The 22,192-nt window shown below is 43.5% G+C and carries 17 protein-coding genes and 1 tRNA gene; 10 read left to right on the top strand and 8 right to left on the bottom strand.

All coding sequences use genetic code 11. The features are described 5' to 3' along the window. Positions 1 to 332: 332 nt before the first annotated feature. Positions 333 to 701 carry a helix-turn-helix transcriptional regulator gene (locus JI741_RS07565; RefSeq protein ID WP_202008437.1) on the top strand — a complete coding sequence of 123 codons (369 nt, stop codon included), beginning with the start codon at positions 333 to 335 and terminating at the stop codon, positions 699 to 701. A gap of 74 nt (positions 702 to 775) precedes the next feature. On the opposite strand, the gene JI741_RS07570 is transcribed toward JI741_RS07565, so the two are convergent. Genes JI741_RS07570 through JI741_RS07580 form a run of 3 tightly spaced genes read right to left on the bottom strand, consistent with a single transcriptional unit; the run spans position 776 to position 5,918 of the window. Further along, complete coding sequence (locus JI741_RS07570; RefSeq protein WP_202008438.1) at positions 776 to 2,026, bottom strand: 5'-methylthioadenosine/S-adenosylhomocysteine nucleosidase family protein; 1,251 nt, start codon at positions 2,024 to 2,026, stop codon at positions 776 to 778. Then, positions 2,023 to 2,466: a helix-turn-helix domain-containing protein gene (locus JI741_RS07575; RefSeq protein ID WP_202008439.1), complete on the bottom strand. Its 444-nt coding sequence runs from the start codon at positions 2,464 to 2,466 to the stop codon at positions 2,023 to 2,025. Before JI741_RS07575 ends, JI741_RS07570 begins: the two co-directional genes overlap by 4 nt. Next, a complete protein-coding gene (locus JI741_RS07580) occupies positions 2,463 to 5,918 on the bottom strand; it encodes a tetratricopeptide repeat protein (protein ID WP_202008440.1) in 3,456 nt (1,151 codons plus the stop codon). The genes JI741_RS07575 and JI741_RS07580 overlap by 4 nt, the downstream gene beginning before the upstream one ends. 584 nt (positions 5,919 to 6,502) lie before the next feature. Here JI741_RS07580 and JI741_RS07585 point away from each other — a divergent pair. Together JI741_RS07585 and JI741_RS07590 are read left to right on the top strand one after the other, a co-directional pair. After that, positions 6,503 to 10,960 carry an NACHT domain-containing protein gene (locus JI741_RS07585; RefSeq protein WP_202008441.1) on the top strand — a complete coding sequence of 1,486 codons (4,458 nt, stop codon included), beginning with the start codon at positions 6,503 to 6,505 and terminating at the stop codon, positions 10,958 to 10,960. 934 nt (positions 10,961 to 11,894) lie between these two features. Further along, entirely contained in the window at positions 11,895 to 13,814 is a 1,920-nt protein-coding gene (locus JI741_RS07590; RefSeq protein ID WP_202008442.1) for an SIR2 family protein, read from the top strand. Between the two features lie 785 nt (positions 13,815 to 14,599). Here JI741_RS07590 and JI741_RS07595 read toward each other — a convergent pair. After that, the gene (locus tag JI741_RS07595) at positions 14,600 to 15,829 is read right to left on the bottom strand and encodes a site-specific integrase (protein WP_202008443.1); all 1,230 of its coding nucleotides are present in this window, start codon (positions 15,827 to 15,829) and stop codon (positions 14,600 to 14,602) included. 245 nt (positions 15,830 to 16,074) lie between these two features. Further along, positions 16,075 to 16,146: transfer RNA gene (locus tag JI741_RS07600), tRNA-Arg, on the bottom strand. A 139-nt stretch (positions 16,147 to 16,285) separates the two neighbouring features. Here JI741_RS07600 and JI741_RS07605 point away from each other — a divergent pair. The 5 genes from JI741_RS07605 to JI741_RS07625 all read left to right on the top strand — a co-directional run bounded on the left by JI741_RS07605 (position 16,286) and on the right by JI741_RS07625 (position 19,540). Beyond that, positions 16,286 to 17,059 (top strand): DNA alkylation repair protein, encoded by a 774-nt coding sequence (locus JI741_RS07605; protein WP_202008444.1) that lies wholly within the window; start codon positions 16,286 to 16,288, stop codon positions 17,057 to 17,059. A gap of 200 nt (positions 17,060 to 17,259) precedes the next feature. After that, positions 17,260 to 17,706 carry a DUF2141 domain-containing protein gene (locus JI741_RS07610; protein WP_202008445.1) on the top strand — a complete coding sequence of 149 codons (447 nt, stop codon included), beginning with the start codon at positions 17,260 to 17,262 and terminating at the stop codon, positions 17,704 to 17,706. A 103-nt stretch (positions 17,707 to 17,809) separates the two neighbouring features. Further along, entirely contained in the window at positions 17,810 to 18,610 is an 801-nt protein-coding gene (locus tag JI741_RS07615) for a helix-turn-helix transcriptional regulator (RefSeq protein WP_202008446.1), read from the top strand. A 74-nt stretch (positions 18,611 to 18,684) separates the two neighbouring features. Continuing rightward, positions 18,685 to 19,182: an anthrone oxygenase family protein gene (locus tag JI741_RS07620; RefSeq protein ID WP_202008447.1), complete on the top strand. Its 498-nt coding sequence runs from the start codon at positions 18,685 to 18,687 to the stop codon at positions 19,180 to 19,182. Positions 19,183 to 19,204: 22 nt separating this feature from the next. Next, a complete protein-coding gene (locus JI741_RS07625; protein ID WP_202008448.1) occupies positions 19,205 to 19,540 on the top strand; it encodes a hypothetical protein in 336 nt (111 codons plus the stop codon). A 10-nt stretch (positions 19,541 to 19,550) separates the two neighbouring features. Here JI741_RS07625 and JI741_RS07630 read toward each other — a convergent pair whose 3' ends face one another. The 3 genes from JI741_RS07630 to JI741_RS07640 form a co-directional block, all read right to left on the bottom strand. Beyond that, the gene (locus tag JI741_RS07630; RefSeq protein WP_202008449.1) at positions 19,551 to 20,150 is read right to left on the bottom strand and encodes an NAD(P)H-dependent oxidoreductase; all 600 of its coding nucleotides are present in this window, start codon (positions 20,148 to 20,150) and stop codon (positions 19,551 to 19,553) included. Between the two features lie 80 nt (positions 20,151 to 20,230). After that, on the bottom strand, positions 20,231 to 21,031 hold the full coding sequence (locus tag JI741_RS07635; RefSeq protein ID WP_202008450.1) for a helix-turn-helix domain-containing protein: 801 nt from the start codon (positions 21,029 to 21,031) through the stop codon (positions 20,231 to 20,233). 11 nt (positions 21,032 to 21,042) lie between these two features. Continuing rightward, complete coding sequence (locus tag JI741_RS07640; protein ID WP_202008451.1) at positions 21,043 to 21,366, bottom strand: nuclear transport factor 2-like protein; 324 nt, start codon at positions 21,364 to 21,366, stop codon at positions 21,043 to 21,045. Between the two features lie 158 nt (positions 21,367 to 21,524). Here JI741_RS07640 and JI741_RS07645 point away from each other — a divergent pair, with 158 nt between their 5' ends. After that, the gene (locus JI741_RS07645; RefSeq protein WP_202008452.1) at positions 21,525 to 21,836 is read left to right on the top strand and encodes a hypothetical protein; all 312 of its coding nucleotides are present in this window, start codon (positions 21,525 to 21,527) and stop codon (positions 21,834 to 21,836) included. Beyond that, complete coding sequence (locus tag JI741_RS07650) at positions 21,833 to 22,189, top strand: hypothetical protein (RefSeq protein WP_202008453.1); 357 nt, start codon at positions 21,833 to 21,835, stop codon at positions 22,187 to 22,189. The genes JI741_RS07645 and JI741_RS07650 overlap by 4 nt, the downstream gene beginning before the upstream one ends. Positions 22,190 to 22,192 lie beyond the last annotated feature (3 nt).

A 22,192-nucleotide genomic window follows, 5' to 3' on the forward strand; every position in this document is an offset into this window, starting at 1 on the left:
CTGGAACGTCCCCTATCAGTAGTGGCCTACACAAAAAGTATGGCGTGGAACCCAACTTACTGTCCTGAGGTACTGGTATACCTGACTACGAATAAGTGGGCCCACGCCAATGGCGTGAGCATCTCACTTATTGCCTCGAAGTCTTGGAAATTACCAGTTTTCAGGACGAGACGCTAAGTGCGAATACCTCTAAAATCAATTGAAGAATTCGCTAAAATATTATTTAGAAAACAAAATCTACTTCATTGCGAGCAAATATAGCGATTTAGTTCATTTTACCTAATTATGATTAGGTAAAATTATGCCAACATTCAGCGTCATTTCTGATTGAAATGAGCGGAAAAGGACAAATATTAGAAATTACGATTTCTCAACTTGACTGGTATTTGATAAATCAAGTCAAGAAGTTGAGGAAGCAGAAAGGGATTTCGCAAGCTGATTTGTCGGTGAAAATGGGGTTCTCTGAAAAGCTGGTGGGAAGTATTGAAAACCCAACTCTTTCAGCGCGATATAATGTAAGTCATATTAACCTATTGGCTAAGGCCCTTAATTGTAATATTCATGACTTGCTTCCTGTGAAAGCTTTTAGTGCTGATTTTTTAAAGCTAAAAGTGAAAAGAACACATAAGCTTTCTCGAGATGGTAAGCCTTCAAAAAAGACTGTATTGGAAGTAATAGATATCATTCCGCTGAACAATTGAATGGCAGCAAAAGTTGGTATAAAGCAAAAGCACACTCCTCAGTTTTGGAATTATTTTACATTGTCAAATACGACTTAGTGCACCAGTTCTTCATTGATGAAATGGTAAATGAATTGTGCGCTTGTAAAAGATGAATAGTCCTGATATTTGTCATTTTTCGTTGAATCACCAAAGTCTGAAACGGATTTTATCATAAGTCCTTTGACGGACTTGTCTTGGTTGTGTTCGCACGTGTAATAAAGACCATAGCCTTCCATCTCAACTCCCAATAGTTTTCGTTGTAGCTGTTTTATTTCGTTGAGTTTGCTTTCACTTGATATTACATACGATCCAGATGCAATTGGGCCAAGATATGCCTTTAGCACATTTGTCGGCTTCGTATATTTACACTCGTTTTGTATTTTGGATAGGATGTCATTTCGCCTTAACAGATTGTGGATTTTTGCTTTTAGGTTAGCGGCTAGCTGAATTGGACGCGTGTCGGGCTCGAATTTGGTTTCCTTTATTCCCGTTGACTCGTCTTCAATATCTTTCATTTTCCCACTGCCATAGTCCCAAGACTGCTCTGCGATTAGAATGTCTCCGTAATTTAATTCGCGCTCTTTTAAGCCAGCGCAAATTCCACCCATTATGATTGTATGAGGACGGAACTGATGGATGATTTTTGCAGTAAGCACTGCGGTTGCGGTCATTCCCATTTGCTCACAGCAGGCGGCGATAATTCGAATCTTTTTACCCGAGTTTTCTATGATGCAGTTAAAATATGTAGTCGGGTCATTATCTAAATTGAATTTAGTCCAGCTTACAGGCCAATCCAATATTTTGTCAAATTCGGGAGTACTTATTGCTGTGATTACTGCAATTTCACATTGGCGAATGATCGATGTGCCTTCGATGTATCGTTTTCTGATACTAACCAAATGATATACAATGTTCTTAAGCTTATCTTGCCAATTAATTTCCATGGCATTATAGGCAATTAAATGCCAGACATATTTGCTGAACTCACTCTCAAATTGCTGTTTAAGATCGCCGAAGGCAGTTAGTCCGATGATGTAGAGTGGGGGCTTTAGCGATGGATTTGTTTCCAGGTCCTTTAAAAAAGTTATTCCTTTTTCAGGTGTAGGTGTATCGCCTGTGTCTAAAGGTAATACTAGGTCTAAGATTACAAGATCAAAGGATTCATTTATGAGAAGACGTTTTGCTGCCTTGATAGTCGGGACACACGTAATATCGGTAGGCAGAATCATAGCATCATCAGTCAAGAGTTGTTTAACTTGGTCAGATTTGTGACTTGCGTCGTCCACAATAAGAATTTTGATCATATTACTTCATGAATTTTGGTTAACAAGTTTTCTTTCCAATTTGTATTTCCAGGGGAGAAATAAACGAAGCCTTTGTAGTTTTCACTGAATTCCCGATGGAGTTGTTTGTCTAGCGCCGAAAGCTTTGTTCCATCAACAAAGCTTTCATACATTGTGACCACAATTACCTTTGTTTTGATATCGCGTAGATACATCTCGTTAAGGAGCAATTTTCCAGCCAGCGGCATCGGATCCCCACCAGGTTCTCCTGGTTTTATATCATAGGTGGGCATACTAATGTCTAGCAATACCAAATCATAAATATTATTGAGCAATAATTCCTTTAGGCCACTATGATAAGATTTCTTGGTCTCAATTTTTATTGATAAAAATTGGTCATTAAGGAAGGTCTGCAGCTGTTCTATTTTATAATTGTTGTCTTCGATAAGTAGGAGATTCATGCTGTTAAATTGTCAAGTGATATTTGTAATCTCACTGTGAAAACTTTGTCTTCACCATGTGACCATTCACAGGAGTTGGTTTCATTCTTAAGGTCCGACTTGATGATTTTATGGGCTTTTGGAAATCCAGACTTGCCTTCTGTTGATAACTTCCTTGGATTAGCCTGAAGATTTGAAGGTAGATTTTCTTTTACAGTTTTCTGACTATCGGAATGTGCATTTCTAATCGATAGTATCAATATATTCTCGTGTTGTTTGCCAACTATATCAACATCAATTCGGTCGATGGATTGATCGGAATGCTTGAGCGCGTTGTCGAGAAATATCCGGAATAAATCAGCGAAGTGCGTATAAAATTCGCCTTTAATATTGATGTCAGCGACGTTGAGATTAGTTATGATAAGCTCTCTTTTAGGATAGCTATGGCTTATATTTTCTAAAACAATATGTATTAGTTTGTCGAGTTTAAAGTCTGACGTTTGACTGCCACTTCGATTGAACCAACTTGCAATTCGGTTTAATGTAATGTCTGTTTCTGTCAAGCAAGTATTAATATTTGTGAAAATTGGTGAGCTACCATGTAATGCTGTCTGAAGATCGGATGTCAATGTCTCAATAGCTTGATTGAATTTTGCTTTGACCTCGTTTTGAATTTTATTTCGTATCTTGTAGAGATTAGTATCGGTTCGTTGCCAAAGTATTTCTAGTGTTCGCCTTACAAACTCTGAAAAATCTCTTGACTCCCTTGCAGCGACTGCATGAAGAGAAAGATTGGTGTCATCAAAGTAATAGTCAAACCACCCTTCTTCGTGTTCATCTTCAGTTCGTATTTGCAGGCTGTCCTTGAGAAGTCCTAAAATGATGCTATCTATTTGCTCTGAAAATTTGGCGAGCGAGCCCTGCATAGACTTACTATTCTCTTCAGTTAGTTGTTGGTATTTCTTCGCCCAATGTGCGATTGGTAGATAGTCGCCAGTGTGGCTGTCGCGCTGGGCGATTAAGTTAGACTTTTCAAAGATAGGTCTTAATTCTCCAAGTAAGACGCCGTGACGTATCCGCGTGCTTAAGTATGCGGAAATTCCAAATTTACTAAACAGAAATTTTCTCGTAATTACGTCGAATATGTCAGCAAATGCATCTCGGAGTGGATCAGAGGAATATTGGTCATTCGTAAGAGCGTCAACGACGTCATCAATTGATGCCAGTCGAACATTGTTCCGTCGGCGATCGAAAATCAATAAAGCGTCTTTTTTTTGGGTTTTGTATATGTTGGCGATGGTCCTATATCTGTTAAACAGTCCTTCGAATTCTTTTAGTTCAAAGTTGACCAAACCTGATTCATTTACATAAATTTTACTTTCGTCCAGTTGTTGTAATCCTTCTTGTATAATTAATGCGTCGGACAATTCCTTAATTTCATTTTTGTAATGTTGTTCATTTTCTTTGTCTAGAAATAGCAGGACCTGGCAGACGTTAATACGCTCGGAGTACCCATCCTTGGATCCATCAATATGGATGGAGTGCTTGAATGTGTCTGTTGAGCAGGTGTACCGCAAGAAAAGAACCCACTTCATTGTATTGACGGAGAAAACATCTGCCTTCAATTGAGATGGCCTATTGACATTGAATGTGTTTAGGAGTTTTTCGTAGGCGATGTGAACCTCGTTTTCATCGGATTTTGTAAACGTATAAAACAAAGGCAGGTCAATCGATGAGACAACATTTCTGAATTTCTTTTCTCGAATGCGAGTGTGAATTGACGATAGATCGATTCTTGAAATCAAGAAATTGCTTTTAAGGTAAGTATCAACGTATAAAGAGATTGCTTTATTGAAACTAGATAATTTCACGTACGACATGAATAGATATTCAATAGCTAACTCGTGGATAGGTATGATGGAGTTGGCATCATCAATAACTTCAAGCCATAAGTTCACGGCCTGATCATATATCCCTTTTGCATGGAGCAATTTTCCTAATTCTACTTTTTTTATTATTTCAGGAATGTTGAGGCCTTCTAAAAGTCGTTCATACTGAATATCAAAAGATGTCAGTTTGAATTTTACCGTAATTGAGTGTGGGTAGTTTTGGAGTACTTTTTTAAGATATGTGAGTTGAACGGCAGGGTCGCCAAAGAAGCCAACTATTTCTGGGTTGTTTTGCGAAAGGGACATAAAGTCAAAATGGCTCCATTTTGAATTTGATTTTGTTTCGTCATTGATGAATTTGTGGATACCGTCAGCGATCGTGAAACTATGAAGATTTTTGAGGGACCTTTGAAGATTGATTAGGGCTTCATTTGGGTCGACGCTTCGTGCTAGTAACTGGTAAATTGTTTCTAATATTGAGTTTTGATGGCAAGAAGTTGTTGATGGTAAGCTGAACGATGTATCGGAATACAAGAAGCATTTAACATACAAGACATAATATTCAATGATAGATGGTGCTTGGGTTAATTTAGTAGTTAGACGTTCAAGGCATTCATTGTAAAGGCCAGAAGTAAACAAATCTATCAGGGAAAGATCGACGTCGGTTTCGGACTTTGGTGTGAATTTTTTAGACAATAGGGCATTCACGGAAACCAAGGATGGGTCTAAGAATTTATTTGATAGATATTTTAGACGATCAGCGACAAAGAACTTGGTAGCTGGATCGATGTTTTCGGCCGACAACGACATTTTAAGAAGTTGAACCAAGAGTACATACCGATCGATAACGGAATTGTGACTGTCAAAAGTCAACACGTCTTTTAGGTTGATGTAGTTGTCGTACGTAAACCTATTTAGCCGTAAATAGTATAGTTCTCTATGTCCTTCCGCGTCATTACCTTTTATTTTTTGCAAAGCAATGTTTAAATCCGAATCAAATCTTGATACGGCTAGGTTTCGCTCTGAACGTGTACTTAAGTAGTGGGCAAGAGATGCTGTAAAGACGCCAGTTGCTGTTTTGTTTGTCTCGCTTAGAAAAGTCTTATTATGCTCGGGCGAGTCCTTAAATTCATGTAACAACATCCGGTTTTCGAGCGACCAAAGTGAGTGACAGACTTCATTTTCTATTTTGGTTAGGTATTTCTCTGCTTCTTCGTAGTCGCCGATTAAAAACGCGTTTTCGAAGATTTTACGATATTCTATGAAGAGCGAAATGTGCCATTTATGCCTTCTGATACACAACGTTGTCCAATTGATAGAGTGAATTAATGTTGCTGAGTAAAATGGCCAAAATCGCTTTTCTACCTTACCAAGATCTTGATAAGATTTTGGTAATGGATTTCCGTAAAATATTCGAGAATGAAATCGATCAATAGTTAATGAATTTCGATCGACCACTTCGCACAGCTGCGGAAATGTTAGTTGATTTTGCAACTCAGAAATGGAATTTTTATCGGTGGATCGAAATCCAAAAAACTTTTCAGGTGAACGACCGCGCTTAAACGCGGCAAATGGTGTATTCAAGGCAACAGGATATTTCAGTTAATAGATGACATTCCAAGCTCTTTCATTGAGGTACAAGCTCGGAGGACTTGCCGGGTAAATTATAAATAAAATTTAACTATTTCAACCGTTTGCGTATAGTTATTGGTGGGCTTTTCGTGATGAATTGGATTAGTGGGGACAATGCATCTTGTATCAACCCCCCCCAATCATTTTGTTTAAAGACTTTGGTTTGAATGGCTCTCTTACTCTCCGTATTTTAGGGTCTTCCGCAGTGTCCAAAAAAAGCGTTCACTATTGTAGTTCAGTGGATCGAATTTCACCGTATTGATAGTACCAACCTTTTTCTTTCAGAAAGGAGAAGAAGTCAATTGCCTGTAAACTTTATCAAGACCAATAAAACACTAGCTATTGTAATTGTGACTTCATTAGATTGTTTTTGTGTGATTTTGTAAAAAAAAAAACAGCAATCAACGAGGAAAATCTAAATTGTAAAAGGAATATTGTTAAACGCCAGGATCTAGGGAAGATGCAAGCCTCTTTGAATAACTATTTTAATATGCCTGGACCGTTGCGCCTTAACCACAAAAATTACCCAAACCCCGATGAACTTTAACTGGCATTCAATTATTTCGCTTAACAATAGCCAACAAGAAGGCTTTGAAGAGCTTGTATGTCAAATCGCCAGCCAGCAAAATATCCAAGGTGCTGCGGGCTTTCGAAGGGTAGGAAAGCCGGACGGTGGTAAGGAATGCTACTGGGAATTAACAACGGGCGAGTTCATCGCCTGGCAAGCAAAATTTTTCACGAATAGCCCAAGTCCCGGACAATGGAAACAAATCGAGAAATCCGTTACGGAATGCATTAGAAATCACGAAACGATTAAACGGATTATTGTCACTCTACCATTTGATTTACCCGATGTTAAAGTTGCGGGCGCAAAGTCTGCGCTAGAAAAATGGAAGGAAAAGTCAGCTAAGTGGAAGGCATTTGCAAAAGCGAGAAAACAAAAGGTGGACTTTGTGTATTGGGGCAGCACGGAACTTCTTTCTTTTCTTGCGGCAAATGGCAATGAGGGACTGAAACAGTTTTTCTTCAATAGCAAGGAGTACAGCGATGAATGGTTTGATACAAAAAATCGAGAAAGCCAAACAGCTTTAGGAAGTCGTTACACAAAGGAATTTTCTATAGATCTACCGATCGCTGGCGTCTTTTCAGCGTTGGCACGGGATGCCACCTTTCAATCGAAGGTCTATGACGAGTATGAAGCCTATCTCAAAAGATACCGTGATGTGCAGGTCAATGATAGTAAGGAAGAGGTTACGACGCAGTGGAGACAACTTGAGACCACTAACCACGAATTTAGAGTCTTCTTTGAATCGATTCCTTGGACTTCGAACGAACCCATTCCTTTTGATGCAATTCAGAAATTTTTAGAGAAACTACTCACAATTTCTAAAGCTTTGCTGAGACTATTCTACGTGCTACAGGCGGCGGAAACTAAGGACGATAAGGCTGGCCATGAATATTACGATCGCCCTTACGCAAGTGAGCTAACAACGCTGCGGCAATTGATTTCAGGAATCGAGAAATTTCAATACTACTTTGAAGGGCCGTTACTTGCCCTTGCTAACAACCCTTTTTTATTAGTGAATGGTGACGCGGGTACAGGTAAGTCACATCTACTAGCGGACGTTGTTAATAGCAGAAAAGAGCATGGCCTCATAAGCTTGCACCTGCTCGGTGAGAATTTTTCATCTAAGGACTTGCCATGGACACAGATTTTGCAAAACCATGTTCGGAAAAGTACAATCGACGAGTTTACTTTCCTTGGGGCACTTAATGCAAAAGGCCAGGCGAAACAATCTAGAATCATCATTTTTATCGACGCAATTAATGAAGGCGAAGGACGCGTTGTTTGGCCAAATCGACTTAGCCCATTTATCGAATCCATAAAGGAGTATAGCTGGATCGGTTTGGTACTTTCTGTAAGGACCTCATTTGTTCCGTTAATTGCATCAAGAGAAGACCTAGATGATCACATTATCACGCGAGTTGAGCACCACGGTTTTAAAGGACTTGAGCACCAAGCAGCGGCAACGTTCTTTGATCACTATTCGATTGAGTTGCCTGATACACCAATATTAAACCCTGAATTTCAAAATCCCTTATTCCTAAAGTTGTTTTGTGAGTCACTCAAAAAAAGAGGGTTAAGAAAAATTCCGGAGGGATACGAGGGACTTACTAGCATTTTCCAAGGATTCTTAGAAAGCGTTGACAAAAGGCTCGCACAACCCTCGGCACTATTCTATGACGAACAAAAAAAACTTGTGATTAAGGCCGTAAAAGGTGTTGTTGGAAAATTGGCAGACAAAAAGGAAGACTACCTTGACTATGACCAGGCTAATAGTCTTGTTGATTCCATTTTCGACGGTCAGTGCGCCCACCCGGAGCCATATTTGCGTAGATTAATTTCTGAGGGAGTCTTTAATGAAGATTTGCGTTGGAATGGCGAACCTAGCTACAAAGCTGTTATCTCTTTCTCTTATCAACGGTTCCAAGATCACTTGATTGTTGAAAACATCCTTGAAAAGGAACTTGGCCAAGGGGATCCAAAAATGAGTTTTCAAAAAGGTACGCTGAGGGAGATTCTTCAGAATGAGGAAAACGCTTACTTCAATATGAATTTGTTAGAAGCTTTATCTGTGCAATTGCCCGAACGAGTTGGGAAGGAATTGTATGAAGTTGCCCCGCACGCTAAGCATTTTCCACCTGTCGCAGACGCGTTCATCAACGCTCTTCTCTGGAGGAAGAGCACAAGTTTTACAGACGCTTCGAAGGATTTCGTTGCCCAAGTCATCTTTAAGAAGAAAAAATTGCTCCATGCTTTTTTAAACGTCTCAATTTCTCTTTCAGCCAGGCCCACATATTTCTTTAATGCGGACTCTATTCATAATATGCTCATGGGCCTCACGCTCCCAAAACGCGACAAGTTTTGGACAACGTTTATCCACGATGAATTCGGCAACGGCGTTAGAAGCAGTTCCATCACGACCTTGATTCGTTGGGCGTGGACAACAGACGATAAATCTCACTTGAGCGAATCCTCGATGAGGTTATCTCTTACAATGATTGCTTGGCTTCTTACGAGTTCTAACCGCCGCCTTCGAGACTCAGCCACCAAGGCTCTTGTATGTCTTTTACAGCAGCGACTAAATCTTGCAGTTTACTTAATTGAGCAATTTAACGAAGTAAACGACCCATATGTAAAAGAGCGCATATTTGCATCCGTGTATGGTGCTGTTGTGCGCTCAAATTCCGATGCCCATTTACTTGAAATTGCGAATACCGTCCAGCAACTAATATTCAGCGGCGCCGAAGTTTACCCTCACATACTCGCGCGGGACTATGCAAGGGGAGTCGTCGAATTTGCTGCCTTTATCGGTATTGCCCTTCCCTTTAATATTGCCACGGTGCGTCCACCGTATAAGAGTGCGCCTCTACCAGAGAAGCTTCCAACAAAAGCAGAGATTGAGGCAGCGTACAGGCCGAAGGGCAATAGCGGCAATTATGGGCAAGATAATTGGGGTGTCACAGCAATTCTGGCATCAATGAATCCTGGACCCGGACAAGGGGAGGGATATGGCGACTTCGGTCATTATGTCTTTGCGTCCGCCCTTCGAAACTTTAAAGTCAATCGCAATGGTCTCAGTTGGTATGGTGTCCAACGGGTCATTGAAATGGGATATGATGCTGACAACTTTACAAAATTTGATTTACTGCAAGGCAGTGGACGTGGCAATGAACGCGGTGAACGCATTGGAAAAAAATATCAGTGGATGGTATTTCATGAGATACTAGCCCGTGTTGCGGACACACACGAATTAAAGGACGAATCGAATTTTGAAGATCAAAATACGATTCGTTATGACGGACCATGGTATCCTCGTGTGAGAGACATTGATCCAACTGTCATCATCTCCGAAACCGGCAGCCGAAAACGGCGCCCCGGAATTACCGAGTGGTGGAAAATACCAGAGTATTCAAATTTCGCTTTGTCAGCTGAAGAGTGGCTTGGAAAAGCAAATGATTTGCCAAGTATTCCGAAAATTGTTGACTTGGTTGACGACAAAGGAACATCTTGGGTTTACTTGGAGATTCATCCAGAATGGACTGAGAATGAAAAATTGGGTGAAGACAAATGGAGCCATCCTAGAAAAAGGTTATGGTACCAAGTGAGGAGCATAATTATTAACAAGGGACAGCTCAACAGCTTCCATGAAAATTTTAGCGACATGTTCTATAGCGGAGCATTTCCTGAAGCAAGATCTCTTTACGACGTGTTCAGTAGGGAGTACTATTGGTCAGACGCTTTCGATTTTTTCAACAAGCGATTCTACAGTGGAGGGGACTGGGTGGGGGTGTATAAAAATGACAGAATGAGAAAAAAAATTGGAGACGGAGTGAGGACGACTGAACGTTTCAACTGGGAAGAAGAGTTTGATAAGTCGAAAGAGTCAGCAATTTCGTTTTATAAACCGACTGCATTCCTTTTTGAAAATCTGGGAATGAAATTTTCTCCCAACGAAGGAGAATTCGTGGATAAGAATGGTGCCTTAGTCTGCTTCGATCCTTCTGTTAACAACCCCGCCATAGCAGGCTTGGTTGTGCGGAAGGATATTTTGATGGAATACCTAGATAGAAATAATCTCTGCCTCCTGTGGAGTATTGTCGGGGAGAAGCAAATAATTGGTAATTATAGAGGAGGCGACTACTCAGGTCGATTAAATATTTCGGGACTATTTGAATTAAAAAGTGGTGAGGTGACGGGAAAATTAAAAGGTGAACGTGAAGGTGCCGACAGGGAAATCGTAATTAGGTTCAATCCAAAAATTGTTCGCAAGTCCTCAGTGATTGAAAAGCAATCTACGACTAACGCCATAGAGAAGCTAAAGGCGCGCAAATCCACACTGAAAAAGAAGATTGCGAAGAAGAAAGTCGCACCGACGAAGCATGCGCGGAACAGCGTTACAAAAAAGATTGGAAAAAAAAGGAAAAAGTAGTGTCGATCGGATCCTGCACCAGTGTGCAGTAGTTCTTTGGCTTAGCGGAGCTACAATATTTATCATCGGTATTATCTAAATAAGTTCGTAATTAAAGTTTACAGCTCGGTGCGGTATTCAATATTTTATCGGGACTGAGGCTGTGATTTAATTTATCCGCCCATCGGGTATCTGGCCATTGGAATCCTGTCTTGTCGAGTTTGCCTCGTAGCTCCGCTGATACCAAGTCGGCATCTCGACATTAAATTTTGATCTGATATTCTTCGCAGGTAGGGAACTAGGTTTGGCACCATCCGGAACATGAACCTAAAATGCACATCGTTACGCTTCAATGTTTTAGAAACGACAGAATTCTGACTCACCAGTTAACTCACTTTATAAGGTTCCATGTAAGTACTTGTCCTAAATACTTACTTTTGCAAAGGAGCGTGCGTTGATGGCGGATCGGACCGAGGGAAAGAGGGAGTTGTTGGACAAATTCCAATTTGATGCAGCACAATGACTTGGTTATATTATTTAAAAGTTGGTGCACCGATTTTTCACTTGCTCCGAGCAGCAGACTTTTAGGTGCTTCATGAACAGCTATAGGTGAAGATTTTGACCTCTTGGCCCTTCATTCCGCCAGGCACTTCGGAATTTCCAATCAGGTGCGGGAGCAATGTCAGCCAATATCGCTAATATATGTAATGGTGAATTCCGTCGGAGTGACTTGTTATAGCTCAATGGGAATATGAACTTGCGATCAAATGGAGTGGCAAGTGAGCTATTACGAAAATAACTGGAACCATTACAAGGGCACATTGACACCTGAACCCACAAAGATCACCTGGCGAGATGGTTTTCAATCGATCTAAGGGATTTCAATAAACAAAAATCACTAACAGCATCCGAAAAAACTATCAGGTTAAATTGCAAGGCGATTTCATATTATTTCATGGAACTTGGTGCCGGGGTGGCAAGTGTGACTTGGCGGCCATGTCTTGGCCCTGCTTGCTGGATGGATCGGAATCAGTATATTTCGACACCTGGCATCACGTTAATTGCCTTCCAAACTCATTCTATAACACTGATAGGTACAAGGCATAACGAGCTTAAAAAATGCAATTCAAGTGAAGAAATAAAGTGTCAGTTAGAACTACACTCTAAAACAGCAATGGCAAAAAGAGACGCTTCAAGTTTTTTGTTCGAAACGCTTGGAAAGGATTCCACTGCTATATTATGCGGCGCCGGTGTTTCTAGTAATTCAGGTATTCCTAGCGTTGGCCCCTTTGTAAAATACGTTCTTTCTAAGCTTGATATGGATGTAGTTGATATCGCTCGACTAAAGGAAGCCGAACTTCCCTTTGAAGCGTTAATGGAACAAATTGGTCGTAGTTTACCAATAGAAAATTTGCTTGATGTCTTTAATGTCGACGCACCAAATCGGACGCATAAACTATTAGTTTCTCTTATCAAAGGAGGAATATGCAATATTATTTACACTACAAATTTCGATACAAACATAGAGCTAGCCGCATCCCAATATCAGGTAGGCTTAACAGTTGCTTCCTTGCCTAGGCAGCTAGAATTGTCCGAAGTCAATGTCCCATTGTTGGTTAAATTGCATGGGACGATTCAAGATAAATCCAAATTAGGCGTTACAATCAGAACAATAGCCGACAAACAATATATTCAAGGACTCGAAGACTGGATTAAGTATTTACTAATAGATGGACCTCATAAAAACATTCTAGTTCTGGGCTATAGCTTTTCAGATCGATTCGACATTGGCCCTTTGATGCAGAAATACGCATCGCAATCAAAGAAGAGTATGTTTAATATTGAATACGATCCCGCCAACACAGCCGATGAATTGGAATCGATCGTGAGGGGAGAATTAAAATACGATCAGCTAAGAATCGATACTGATCAATGGATTAATAATGCTTTCAAAAAATTTGGCGTCGACGACCCTGGACCAAATCCGGTCACACCTGATGGCTCGTTCCACAATCTTGTTGACAAATGGGTTGGTGAAGGTGTTACCAATAAAGGAGTGAGAAATAAGTTTACGGCGGTTGTTAAGATATTCCAGCATGTCGGTCTTGGAGATCTTGTCATCAAGTACGCCACAAGAGGAATTGCAAGTGGTTTGCTGGATGCAGATTCACTGTTTGGCCTATATACTGCGAAGGCCCAGGCTTTAAATAATTACCGCCACTCCCCTCAGCAATTACAGGAGAGTTTGTTGGCATTGGAAAGCGCAGTTTATTATTGTACTAGAAGTGGAAGGCCGGATACCCAGGATCAATTAATGTTTTTAACTGGCACAAGGGGTACAATTTACGGATCGATTGCCTACAAACACACAGTGTCAGGGTCAAAAGATGCCACTAAGTATTACGTTCAAGCAAAAGAATTCCTGACAAAATCAGTCGAATATTTCGAGGCAAGAATGTCAGACTTTGTATCTAAGGATAGATATTTTGGATTTGTTCTTGATTTAGCCGTCGCATGTCGTCGCTCTGGTGAAAGTGACCGAGCGACAGGGTACTACGACAAAATTGTAAAGGCCTATGAAGGGATTAGTGATCTCGCAGTAAAACAGCACTTGTGTGTTACCTTATACAATTATGGTGCAGTCTATCTTCATCGGGCGAATTTCCCGAAAGCATTGGAGTATTTTACATCAGCCCTGCGCAATAGCATTGAAATCGGAATGCAACCACGCGCTTTAACGGCCCTTCGCGAATCTATTTTTTGTCTGAGAAAATTGGGACATAATGATGAAGCAGAGGCATTATACAGTGTACATCCGTATCCAATCCCGCCATTCGAGTATTTTTGGTTGCATGAAATTAACTTAGAATACTGATCGAAGTTAAATTGACGGATCGTGAGTGCCAAAAAGAAAGCCGCCATTTTTGAGAAATGCACGAAATCATATATTGATTTTGTGCGACAGAGAACTACTGATTGAATCGTTCATCTTGCCAATTGCATCGGCAATTACTTTTTCGTTAGTCTCTACGTATCGCATGAGTGTATTCATTTTCTTTAATCCCTTGTAGCTTTTTTGCTTTAAGAGTTCATTGCTAAATTGTTCATTGTACCTATGGATAGTCGGCGGTCCGTCCGCTGATCTCATCTCCGAGCAGAATAAGCGCTAGGCGGAGAATTCGAAGGGGTGACCATCTTTTTCCGTTTTGCCCTGACCTAGAGATTCCGACCCCATTGACCACTTTGTTTCAGGAAGGCGTGACCAGCTAAAGTTAGCTAGGACTTGAACTTGGCCTAGGTTTCGAACCTCATGATTGCTAGACGCATTTTCCTGGTCAAATGGTCGCGGAATTGGGTGGTCACGAGATCTAAAAATTGATGGTCAGGGCAAAACGGAAAAAGATGGTCACCACGTCGGATTCTCCAGTATGACGTCACAAGAATTAAAGGACGAGATTGAGACAATTTTACCTGTGCTGGAATCTCCAATTTGCCTAGCGCCCAATTCGTAGTCCAGTGCATATTCCTAAGAGAGGAGTCGATCCCGAGTTCTTTGCCACACTGAATACCTTGTAATCCTAACTACATTTCTTTGTTCCGCAAGAAAGCTGACGTTGCGTAAAGCACTCCTTTCTGGTTCAAAATGAAGCTAGTGGTCGTCTAGATTAGCAAAGTCTTCTTATACTTTTTCTTAAGTACCCTCATATCATTACTGATTTTTGACTCTACTATTTTGGCGTAATGCTGAGTTGTCTTCAGGCTTTTATGACCAAGCATTTTGCTGACCGTTTCGATAGGGACACCGTTTGTGAGTGTCACAGTCGTAGCAAAAGTATGTCTTGCGCAGTGAAATGTTAAGTCTTTTTTAATGCCACAAATGTCAGCAAGCTCTTTTAAATAACTATTCATTCTCTGATTACTCATCACTGGAAGAAGTTTTCTGCTTTGTGCAGTAACAGGATGATCGGAATATTTTTTCACGATTGAACTAGAAATCGGCAGTAGAGGTATGCGTGATGGAGTATCCGTTTTCGCCCGCCGAGTGTCAACCCATTTATCTCCGTCAATCCCAACTACAATGCTATCCTTTGTCAACAAGGCCACATCACAATAGGCTAGCCCAGTGTAGCAACTAAAGACGAAAATATCGCGTACTTGGTTTAATCTGGCAATGCTAATTTTTTTATTGACGATTGCCATCAACTCACCTTCTGTGAGAAATGTCTTTCGTGTCTCGCTAACGGACATCTTGAAGCCGGTAAATGGATTTCGTTCGATCCAATTCTTGGCGATGCATTGGTTTACTATTTTCTTTATTTTTTTAAGATAGTCCATCGTGGTGTTGTGACAGCAGTTCTTATTGGACTTAAGATACACTTCAAAATCTCGAATAAATTGGTAGTCTAACTTGTCAAGTCTGATGTCATCGCGCTTATATTGGGATTTCAAAAACGCGGAAACATATCCCTTGATGGTTTTGTATTTTTGAAGAGTTCTATAGGACAGGCCCTTTCCAACAAGTTTCTCAAATTCAATATTGTGAAGTTCATATACCTCCAGCAACATTTTCGGAGGTTCGATATCAAGACCTAGATATGTTGCTTTAATTTTTTCTCCGTCAAACTCTAAGCCTGACGAAATTAGCTGTTGGAATATTTCATAGACTCTTCGCTCTATTGAGTCAAGGTACTTGTTGAGAGACTTTACGTCTTCCGTCTTTCCGGCTAGTCGTCCTCGTGTTGGAATCCACTGTAACGGATCGCATTGTCGCTGAACAGAAAATTCGGTTCGGGCGCCGTCGATTGTAATTCGCAAATAGACCGTTGCCTGTGAAGTCATCTTAGGATTTGTTTTCCTGATAATGAAATTTTGATTGAATGTCTTTTTCATATTCACCAGTTAGGGTTAAAAATAGGTCTGGCGACTACTCTAAAGCAAGATGTTCAATTGATGCACATGATTGATAATCATTGTGTTATCGCAATTCTGGTGAATGTAATTTGGTTAGGTTTTACATTCACCTAATCTCACACCAGCAGTATGACTTTTATTGAACAATTTGGGTGGGCTGGAAAATAAAAAACCGCTTTTCCATAAGAATTAAGCGGTTTTGATTTCTTTTGATCGTTATGTCGTAGCCCCGGCAGGAATCGAACCTGCATCTTAAGAATCGGAATCTTAAATTCTATCCATTGAAATACGGAGCCTGGTTTGGCCGCCGGTGTGGGTGGACGGTCAATTGCCTGCAAAAATAAGGAAAGGTTCCAGCCTAAAAAATCCTGCTAAAAAAAAGGAATGGGTTGGGTGGCTATTTATCTTCGGGGCTTACAGGAAAAGCCCATTCCCATGGCCATGAACCCCCATCACAAAGAGATTCTGGATCAAATACGCCAACGTTCGGGCACCCCCACCCAGCACACATTTCTCAATAATTATCTGGGCAACGAGCATCCACGCTTCCCCATAAACGCACCCACGCTGCGTGCGCTGGCCAGGGAGTGGATGAAGGCGCACCGCGAGCTGTCGGCGAAGGCACTGGTGGCCGTGCTCACGGGGCTGATTGAAGGTGAGTCGGGCACAGAAAAATCAATGGCCGGCATCCTGCTCGACTACGCCACCCCAGACCAGCGACAATTCCCACCCAAGGTGTTTGGTTCATGGCTTGAGCATTTGGTGGGTTGGGCTGAGGTGGATTCGTTGTGCACCGGCAAGTATACGCTCACCGAAGTGCCTGCACAGTGGGAGACATGGAAACCGCTGTTGCTGAAGTTTGCAAAAAGCAAAAACATACAGACACGTCGTGCCTCGCTCGTGTTGCTCTGCTCGCCGCTGAGTCGCGCCGTGGATGGCGACCTGGTGACCGTGGCGTTGCAAAACATTGATCGGCTAAAGGGAGAGAAAGAGATTCTCATCACGAAGGCCATCTCGTGGCTCATGCGCAGCATGGTGAAACATCACCGGAAGCCCCTGGAAAAATATTTGAAAGACAACATCGACTCGCTTCCCAAAATCGCCGTGCGCGAGACGCTGATGAAATTGAAGACCGGGAAAAAAACGTCGGGTAAAAAGATGTCGCCTAAAAAGAGTATGGGCAGTGCTGTAAAACGCAAGGCTAAATAGCCAGACATTTAAGCTTTGAGATATGACATTTAATAAGGTATCACGCTCGCAAGCTGAACGGGATTTTGGCGACATTTCTCCACACTTTGCTGGAGGCTTTGGTGGAGCAGCGCGCGTGAGAGTGCTGAGAAGGTGCTTTCGGTCGTTGGCTACGGCGGGCACAACTTTTGGACTAGTGTAATGGTAAACCAAAAAAAGTTATGAAAAGCAGGATATTGATTACAGCGCTCGTGCTGTTCACCACGTTAGCCATGGCCCAGAACACGTTGCAAGTAAAGATCGATCACATCAAGAGCAGTAAAGGCAACATCATCGTGGGGTTGTATGACAAGGGCGACAATTTTCCGCGTGAAGCCATGGACGGAAAAATTGTGAAGGCTTCCAAGAATGGGGTAGTGGTGGTATTCGAAAATGTGAAACCGGGCAAGTATGCCGTCAGCACCATTCACGACGAAAATAAAAATAAGGACCTCGACCAGAATAAACTCGGCATTCCCAAAGAAGGATTCGGATTTTCAAACAACGCCATGGGTGCCATAGGTCCTCCCTCGTTCGACAAAGCTTCCATTGAGCTGACGGCCGATCAAAAAGAGACCAACATCTCCATCGACATGCGCTACATGATCGGCAAAAACAAAACGGATTAGTCGAATAGAATATGCAGGCTTGGGATGGACGTCAGGGCGTTGTCGTGGCGTCCGTCACGCGTCGTTGCATAACTTTGGTAGTTGTTCGTGCGTTCAATACGGCATGAAATATACCCAGATACCACCCCCGGACTATCTCAAGGATTTCATTCAATGTTTTTGGACCATGGAAGACGACGGCACAGACCCGTCGCCCAAAACCATCGGCCCGTTGGTGGACGGTTGCCCCGGCATAATTTTTCAACAGGCCGGCGACGGAAATTTCTACGACAAGTCGGGCAAACAAATGCCGGCCACGTTTTTATACGGACAAACCCTGACGCGCACAGAACTTTATGTGAAAGGCAAGTTCAAATGGATGGGCATTCGTTTTTATCCTAACGCGCTGAAGTCGGTGTTCCGGTTCAACGCACATGAGCTCACGGACCAATGTCTTGATCTTCGGCTGTTGCCCGTGACCCAGCAAATGCCCAACCGCCTGCTCGAACTGCCGTCTACGCTGGATCAGGTTGATCTGTTGTCGTCGCATTTCATCACGCTCATCAAACGCAACAACGCCATCGTCGATCCGGTAACGCACTATGCCATGTCGCACATTGTGCAGGCAAACGGCAACGTGTCGCTGAAGGAATTGCATACCACACTAAAGCTTTCCGAGCGCAGCTTCGAGCGCAAGTTCGAACAGCATGTGGGCATTTCGGCAAAGCTGTTTTCCCGGATCTGCCGTTTTCAGGCGTCGCTAAAACAGCTGAAGACAAATCAGTTCACCAAACTGTCGGATGTGGCCTACCAAAACGGCTATGCCGACCAATCGCATTTCATCCGCTCGTTCAAAGAATTTGCGGGCTATTCTCCCAACGAATTTCAAAAGCAATCCGACGGGTCCGAAAGTTTTTCCCTGTGATGGGCTGAGCTGTCGGTTTTGTTCAATTTTGCGTTTCGCGACCGCCGTAGTTTTACTAAAAAATAAAACTACACATGGTCACAACGTCCAACCTCATCCTGCTTTGCGCGGCCGTAGCCACCGCCCTCATGGCCGGTCTGTTCTATTCCTGGTCATTTTCGGTCACCCCCGGCCTGGCCAAACTGCCCGACCGTGAGTATATCGCGGCTATGCAGGCCATGAACAGCGCCATTCTCAACCCGGTATTCTTCGCGGGCTTTTTTGGAGCGCTGGTCTTGCTGCCGGTGGCCACCTATCAACAGTTTGCCCAACCTATGCCTGCACGGTTTTGGTTTTTGCTGGCGGCCACGCTGGCCTATGGGGTTGGTGTGTTCGGCGTCACCGTGGTGGGCAACGTTCCACTAAACGAAGCGCTGGCCGCGTTTGATGTGGCGAGCGCTTCGCCCACTTCGGTGGCCGCACGGCGACTGTCGTTCGAACAACCCTGGAACAGTCTGAACATGGTGCGAACCGTGTGCGCCTTCTTCTCCATCGCCTTTGTTATTCTGGGATGCCTTAGTGCTGAAAAGTGAATCAGTCTACTATCAGAAAACCATGAAATTCAAATACATCCTATTGCTGTCAACTATGGTGTCGCTGATGCATGTGTCCGTGGAAGCTGCTGGTCCGTTGGGCAGGCAGGCCGGTCGCATCGATGATGTGAAGGCCCGTGCGCTGACCGTGCTGGAACAGAAGTGCAATGTGTGTCATGTCAGGAACAACCCCCGCAAAGTGTTCACGCCCGCCACTATGGAGCTACACGCCGAACGGATCTACAAGCAGGTGTTTGTGAAACGTCGTATGCCCAAGGGCGATGCCATCCGGCTCTCGGCGCAGGAGGAAGCCACCTTGCTGCAATGGCTGGAAACGATGGGCGTCGTGAAAAAATGAATGCGTTGCTTTATGCTATCCTGGCCACTTCAAATTGCTCTTCATAGAGCGTCTTCACTTCTTCGGTCCACGCGGCCACTGTTTCGATGGAAGGACGGTCGGCACGGTCGAAGAAAAAGTGCTTCAGCACATCCAGCCCGCAATAGGTATAGATCCCTTTGTCTGATGTGAGCGACAGCGCCCGGTCCATGCCGGTGGCGGCATATTCTGCGTTTGACTTGCCGTGGGTGTTGATGATGATGGTGGCTTTGCCGGTGAGCAACCCTTTCTGTATACCCTGGTCGTAGCGATAGGCAAAACCGTAGCTCATCACGCGGTCGATGTAGCCTTTCAGGATGGCGGGCATGCCCGTCCACCAGATGGGATAGACGAAGGTGATGACTTCGGCCCAGGCAATGAATTCCTGTTCCACCGCTACAGTTTCTTCCACCACGCCCTTGCGTTGTTGCTGAATGTCCTCGAGCGACAGCACCGGGTTGAAGTTAAGGTTGTTGAGGTCGCGGACCACCACATGATGGTTTCCGGCTTCGAGGGTTCGTACCACCGTTTGCAGAAAATGGTGGTTCAGGCTTGCAGGGTTGGGATGGGCGTAAACGACAAGGTGTTTCATAGCTTTTGTATTTTGGTGTTTGTTGATACAAAAGTAGAGGGGACCACCTCCGTGGCATTGTAAGAAAACGAAACGGACCTTTAGTCTGGTGTAGCCATACACACGTCCTGCTGGAATTTCAGGAATTGGGTGGGCGATAAATTGAGGTAATGCTTGAAATCGTGGATGAGCTGACTTTGATCATAATAGCCACAGCGGCTCACGAGGTCGAGCCAGTCCACGGGTGTCGATGTTTCCGAAAGTTTTTGAAGCTGCTCGATGGCATTCAGAAAACGATGATAACGGTTGATCTCTTTGGCGCTGTAGCCCAGATATTTTTTATGGTTGAGCTGAACGGTGCGCTCGCTCTGTTGCGTTTCTTCGGCGATGGCTTTGATGGGACTCTCGCCGATGTTGTTAAAGGTGGCGATGCGTTCGAAAGCGGTGTCGCGTTTTTTCAGATAGGGCCGACAGAATTCGAGCACGTCGTGCACACGCGAGGCCGGAGGTTTGTCGCGCAGCAAACGCCAAAGGTTGGTGAAACAGTTTTCGTCCAGCAAATCGTCGGGGTGAATGGGCACGTGTTCCGAGGCTAGCGATTGTCCGAAGAAACGATAGAAGGCGTCGGCCTTGAAGTTGGCCACCAGGATGTCGGCGTTGGGTGGAAGGGTGTAGTCCATGGGCTGCTTCACCGGGCCAACAAGGAGACACTTGTCGATCTCCAGTCTGGTTTGGCGTGGCGAGGTGAAATGGACCGGGGTTCCGAAACTGAAAATGAGAATGGTCTGAAAGGAGGGGAGCAGTGTTTTGGTTACGGCTTCCCGGGTTTTGTTTTCGGCAGCATAGAAATGCGAGAAGGCCTCCTGAAATTCTTCGGTCACGGGAATGCGTCGTCCTTCCATGCTAAATACTATTAATAGTTCGCCTGCCCGATGTCGAGCCGGTTTATTTTTCCGTCGGCGTTCACTTGAAACCTGAAGAAGGTTTTGAAATCGCCCCACTGGTCGGAGTGGAACCGGCCATAAATGTCCAGCCCATTCCCTTCCACTTTGTCGATGTGCGTGAACCGTTCGTGTCCCAGCGCTTTGGTGAAGAAGGTGGTGAAGTTCATTTTGTGTCCGTCGTCATACAGTTCGGCATCGTGGGTGAACAACGCGAACCAGGCTTTGGCATCACCTTGCTGAAGTGCGTCGATGGCGGCTTTGACGAGTGGGTGCGTTAATTTGTCGGTTTGCATGGGGTCAAGATCGGGAACAAAGATAGGCGAATTGCAGCGAGTTGTTTCGGAGGACGATCCGTGCCCTGAAATTGAAATCGATAACCACAGGAGTTTGTTTAATTATAGCGGTTCCTTTACTTTCGGCGTCTGATATCCATCCGGATTCTCGAATGTTAATGGACACAACCCGAACTATTTCAAAAGAGGTGTTTGCAACGGAGCTGATTCGCGTAACGTTGTTGTTGCTGCTGATCGTTCTTTTGAGAGTATTGCTGCCTTTGCTCCTGATGCCCATCGTTAGCTATGAATTTTATCCTGTGTTTGAGAGGCACCAGTGGTTGATTGTTAATCTTGTAGTGGCTTTTGGCTTTCTGGCGCTCGCACGGAAACAACGAGCAATCAGTATTCCTGTTTTTTTATTGGCCGTCGCCTCGCCTTTGATGGCCGGCATCCTGTATCTCATTTACATAGTAAGAAAACGATCATGATAGAAAAATATTCTGAGCTCATCATACGATACATGCTGTTGTTGGCAGGGTTTGCGATCATAGACTATGCCGCCCGGCAGATCGAGGGGGAGGCCATGCAATATTTTGAAATGCTTCCTACGGACAAGGTGTATTTTGCACTTGCTGTCAACATAGGGCTGTCGCTGATTCTGAATGTGATTACCGCCGTCATCATTCAGAGAGACCGAAAGCGTTTGATTATTGAGGCGAAGCATGTGCTGTGGATCACCCTGATCTTCAGAGAACTTGGAGTGTGTGCGTTTTTGTTATACGCCATCGTGAATGAAAAATCACAGCAGGAACAACTTCCGCAAGAAGAGCAACCGGCATAGCCT

The sequence above is a fragment of the Chryseolinea lacunae genome (genome assembly GCF_016735595.1).
In the GTDB taxonomy this organism is placed as follows: Bacteria; Bacteroidota; Bacteroidia; order Cytophagales; family Cyclobacteriaceae; genus Chryseolinea; species Chryseolinea lacunae.

What these genes read in the sequence shown, in the direction of transcription:
- JI741_RS07640 (WP_202008451.1), bottom strand. Translation starts at nt 21,366, where the DNA reads ATGCAAACCGACAAATTAACGCACCCACTCGTCAAAGCCGCCATCGAC.
- JI741_RS07620 (WP_202008447.1), top strand. Translation starts at nt 18,685, where the DNA reads ATGGTCACAACGTCCAACCTCATCCTGCTTTGCGCGGCCGTAGCCACC.
- JI741_RS07565 (WP_202008437.1), top strand. Translation starts at nt 333, where the DNA reads ATGAGCGGAAAAGGACAAATATTAGAAATTACGATTTCTCAACTTGAC.
- JI741_RS07650 (WP_202008453.1), top strand. Translation starts at nt 21,833, where the DNA reads ATGATAGAAAAATATTCTGAGCTCATCATACGATACATGCTGTTGTTG.
- JI741_RS07570 (WP_202008438.1), bottom strand. Translation starts at nt 2,026, where the DNA reads ATGATCAAAATTCTTATTGTGGACGACGCAAGTCACAAATCTGACCAA.
- JI741_RS07635 (WP_202008450.1), bottom strand. Translation starts at nt 21,031, where the DNA reads ATGGAAGGACGACGCATTCCCGTGACCGAAGAATTTCAGGAGGCCTTC.
- JI741_RS07585 (WP_202008441.1), top strand. Translation starts at nt 6,503, where the DNA reads ATGAACTTTAACTGGCATTCAATTATTTCGCTTAACAATAGCCAACAA.
- JI741_RS07595 (WP_202008443.1), bottom strand. Translation starts at nt 15,829, where the DNA reads ATGAAAAAGACATTCAATCAAAATTTCATTATCAGGAAAACAAATCCT.
- JI741_RS07590 (WP_202008442.1), top strand. Translation starts at nt 11,895, where the DNA reads ATGGAACTTGGTGCCGGGGTGGCAAGTGTGACTTGGCGGCCATGTCTT.
- JI741_RS07615 (WP_202008446.1), top strand. Translation starts at nt 17,810, where the DNA reads ATGAAATATACCCAGATACCACCCCCGGACTATCTCAAGGATTTCATT.
- JI741_RS07610 (WP_202008445.1), top strand. Translation starts at nt 17,260, where the DNA reads ATGAAAAGCAGGATATTGATTACAGCGCTCGTGCTGTTCACCACGTTA.
- JI741_RS07625 (WP_202008448.1), top strand. Translation starts at nt 19,205, where the DNA reads ATGAAATTCAAATACATCCTATTGCTGTCAACTATGGTGTCGCTGATG.
- JI741_RS07645 (WP_202008452.1), top strand. Translation starts at nt 21,525, where the DNA reads ATGGACACAACCCGAACTATTTCAAAAGAGGTGTTTGCAACGGAGCTG.
- JI741_RS07630 (WP_202008449.1), bottom strand. Translation starts at nt 20,150, where the DNA reads ATGAAACACCTTGTCGTTTACGCCCATCCCAACCCTGCAAGCCTGAAC.
- JI741_RS07575 (WP_202008439.1), bottom strand. Translation starts at nt 2,466, where the DNA reads ATGAATCTCCTACTTATCGAAGACAACAATTATAAAATAGAACAGCTG.
- JI741_RS07605 (WP_202008444.1), top strand. Translation starts at nt 16,286, where the DNA reads ATGGCCATGAACCCCCATCACAAAGAGATTCTGGATCAAATACGCCAA.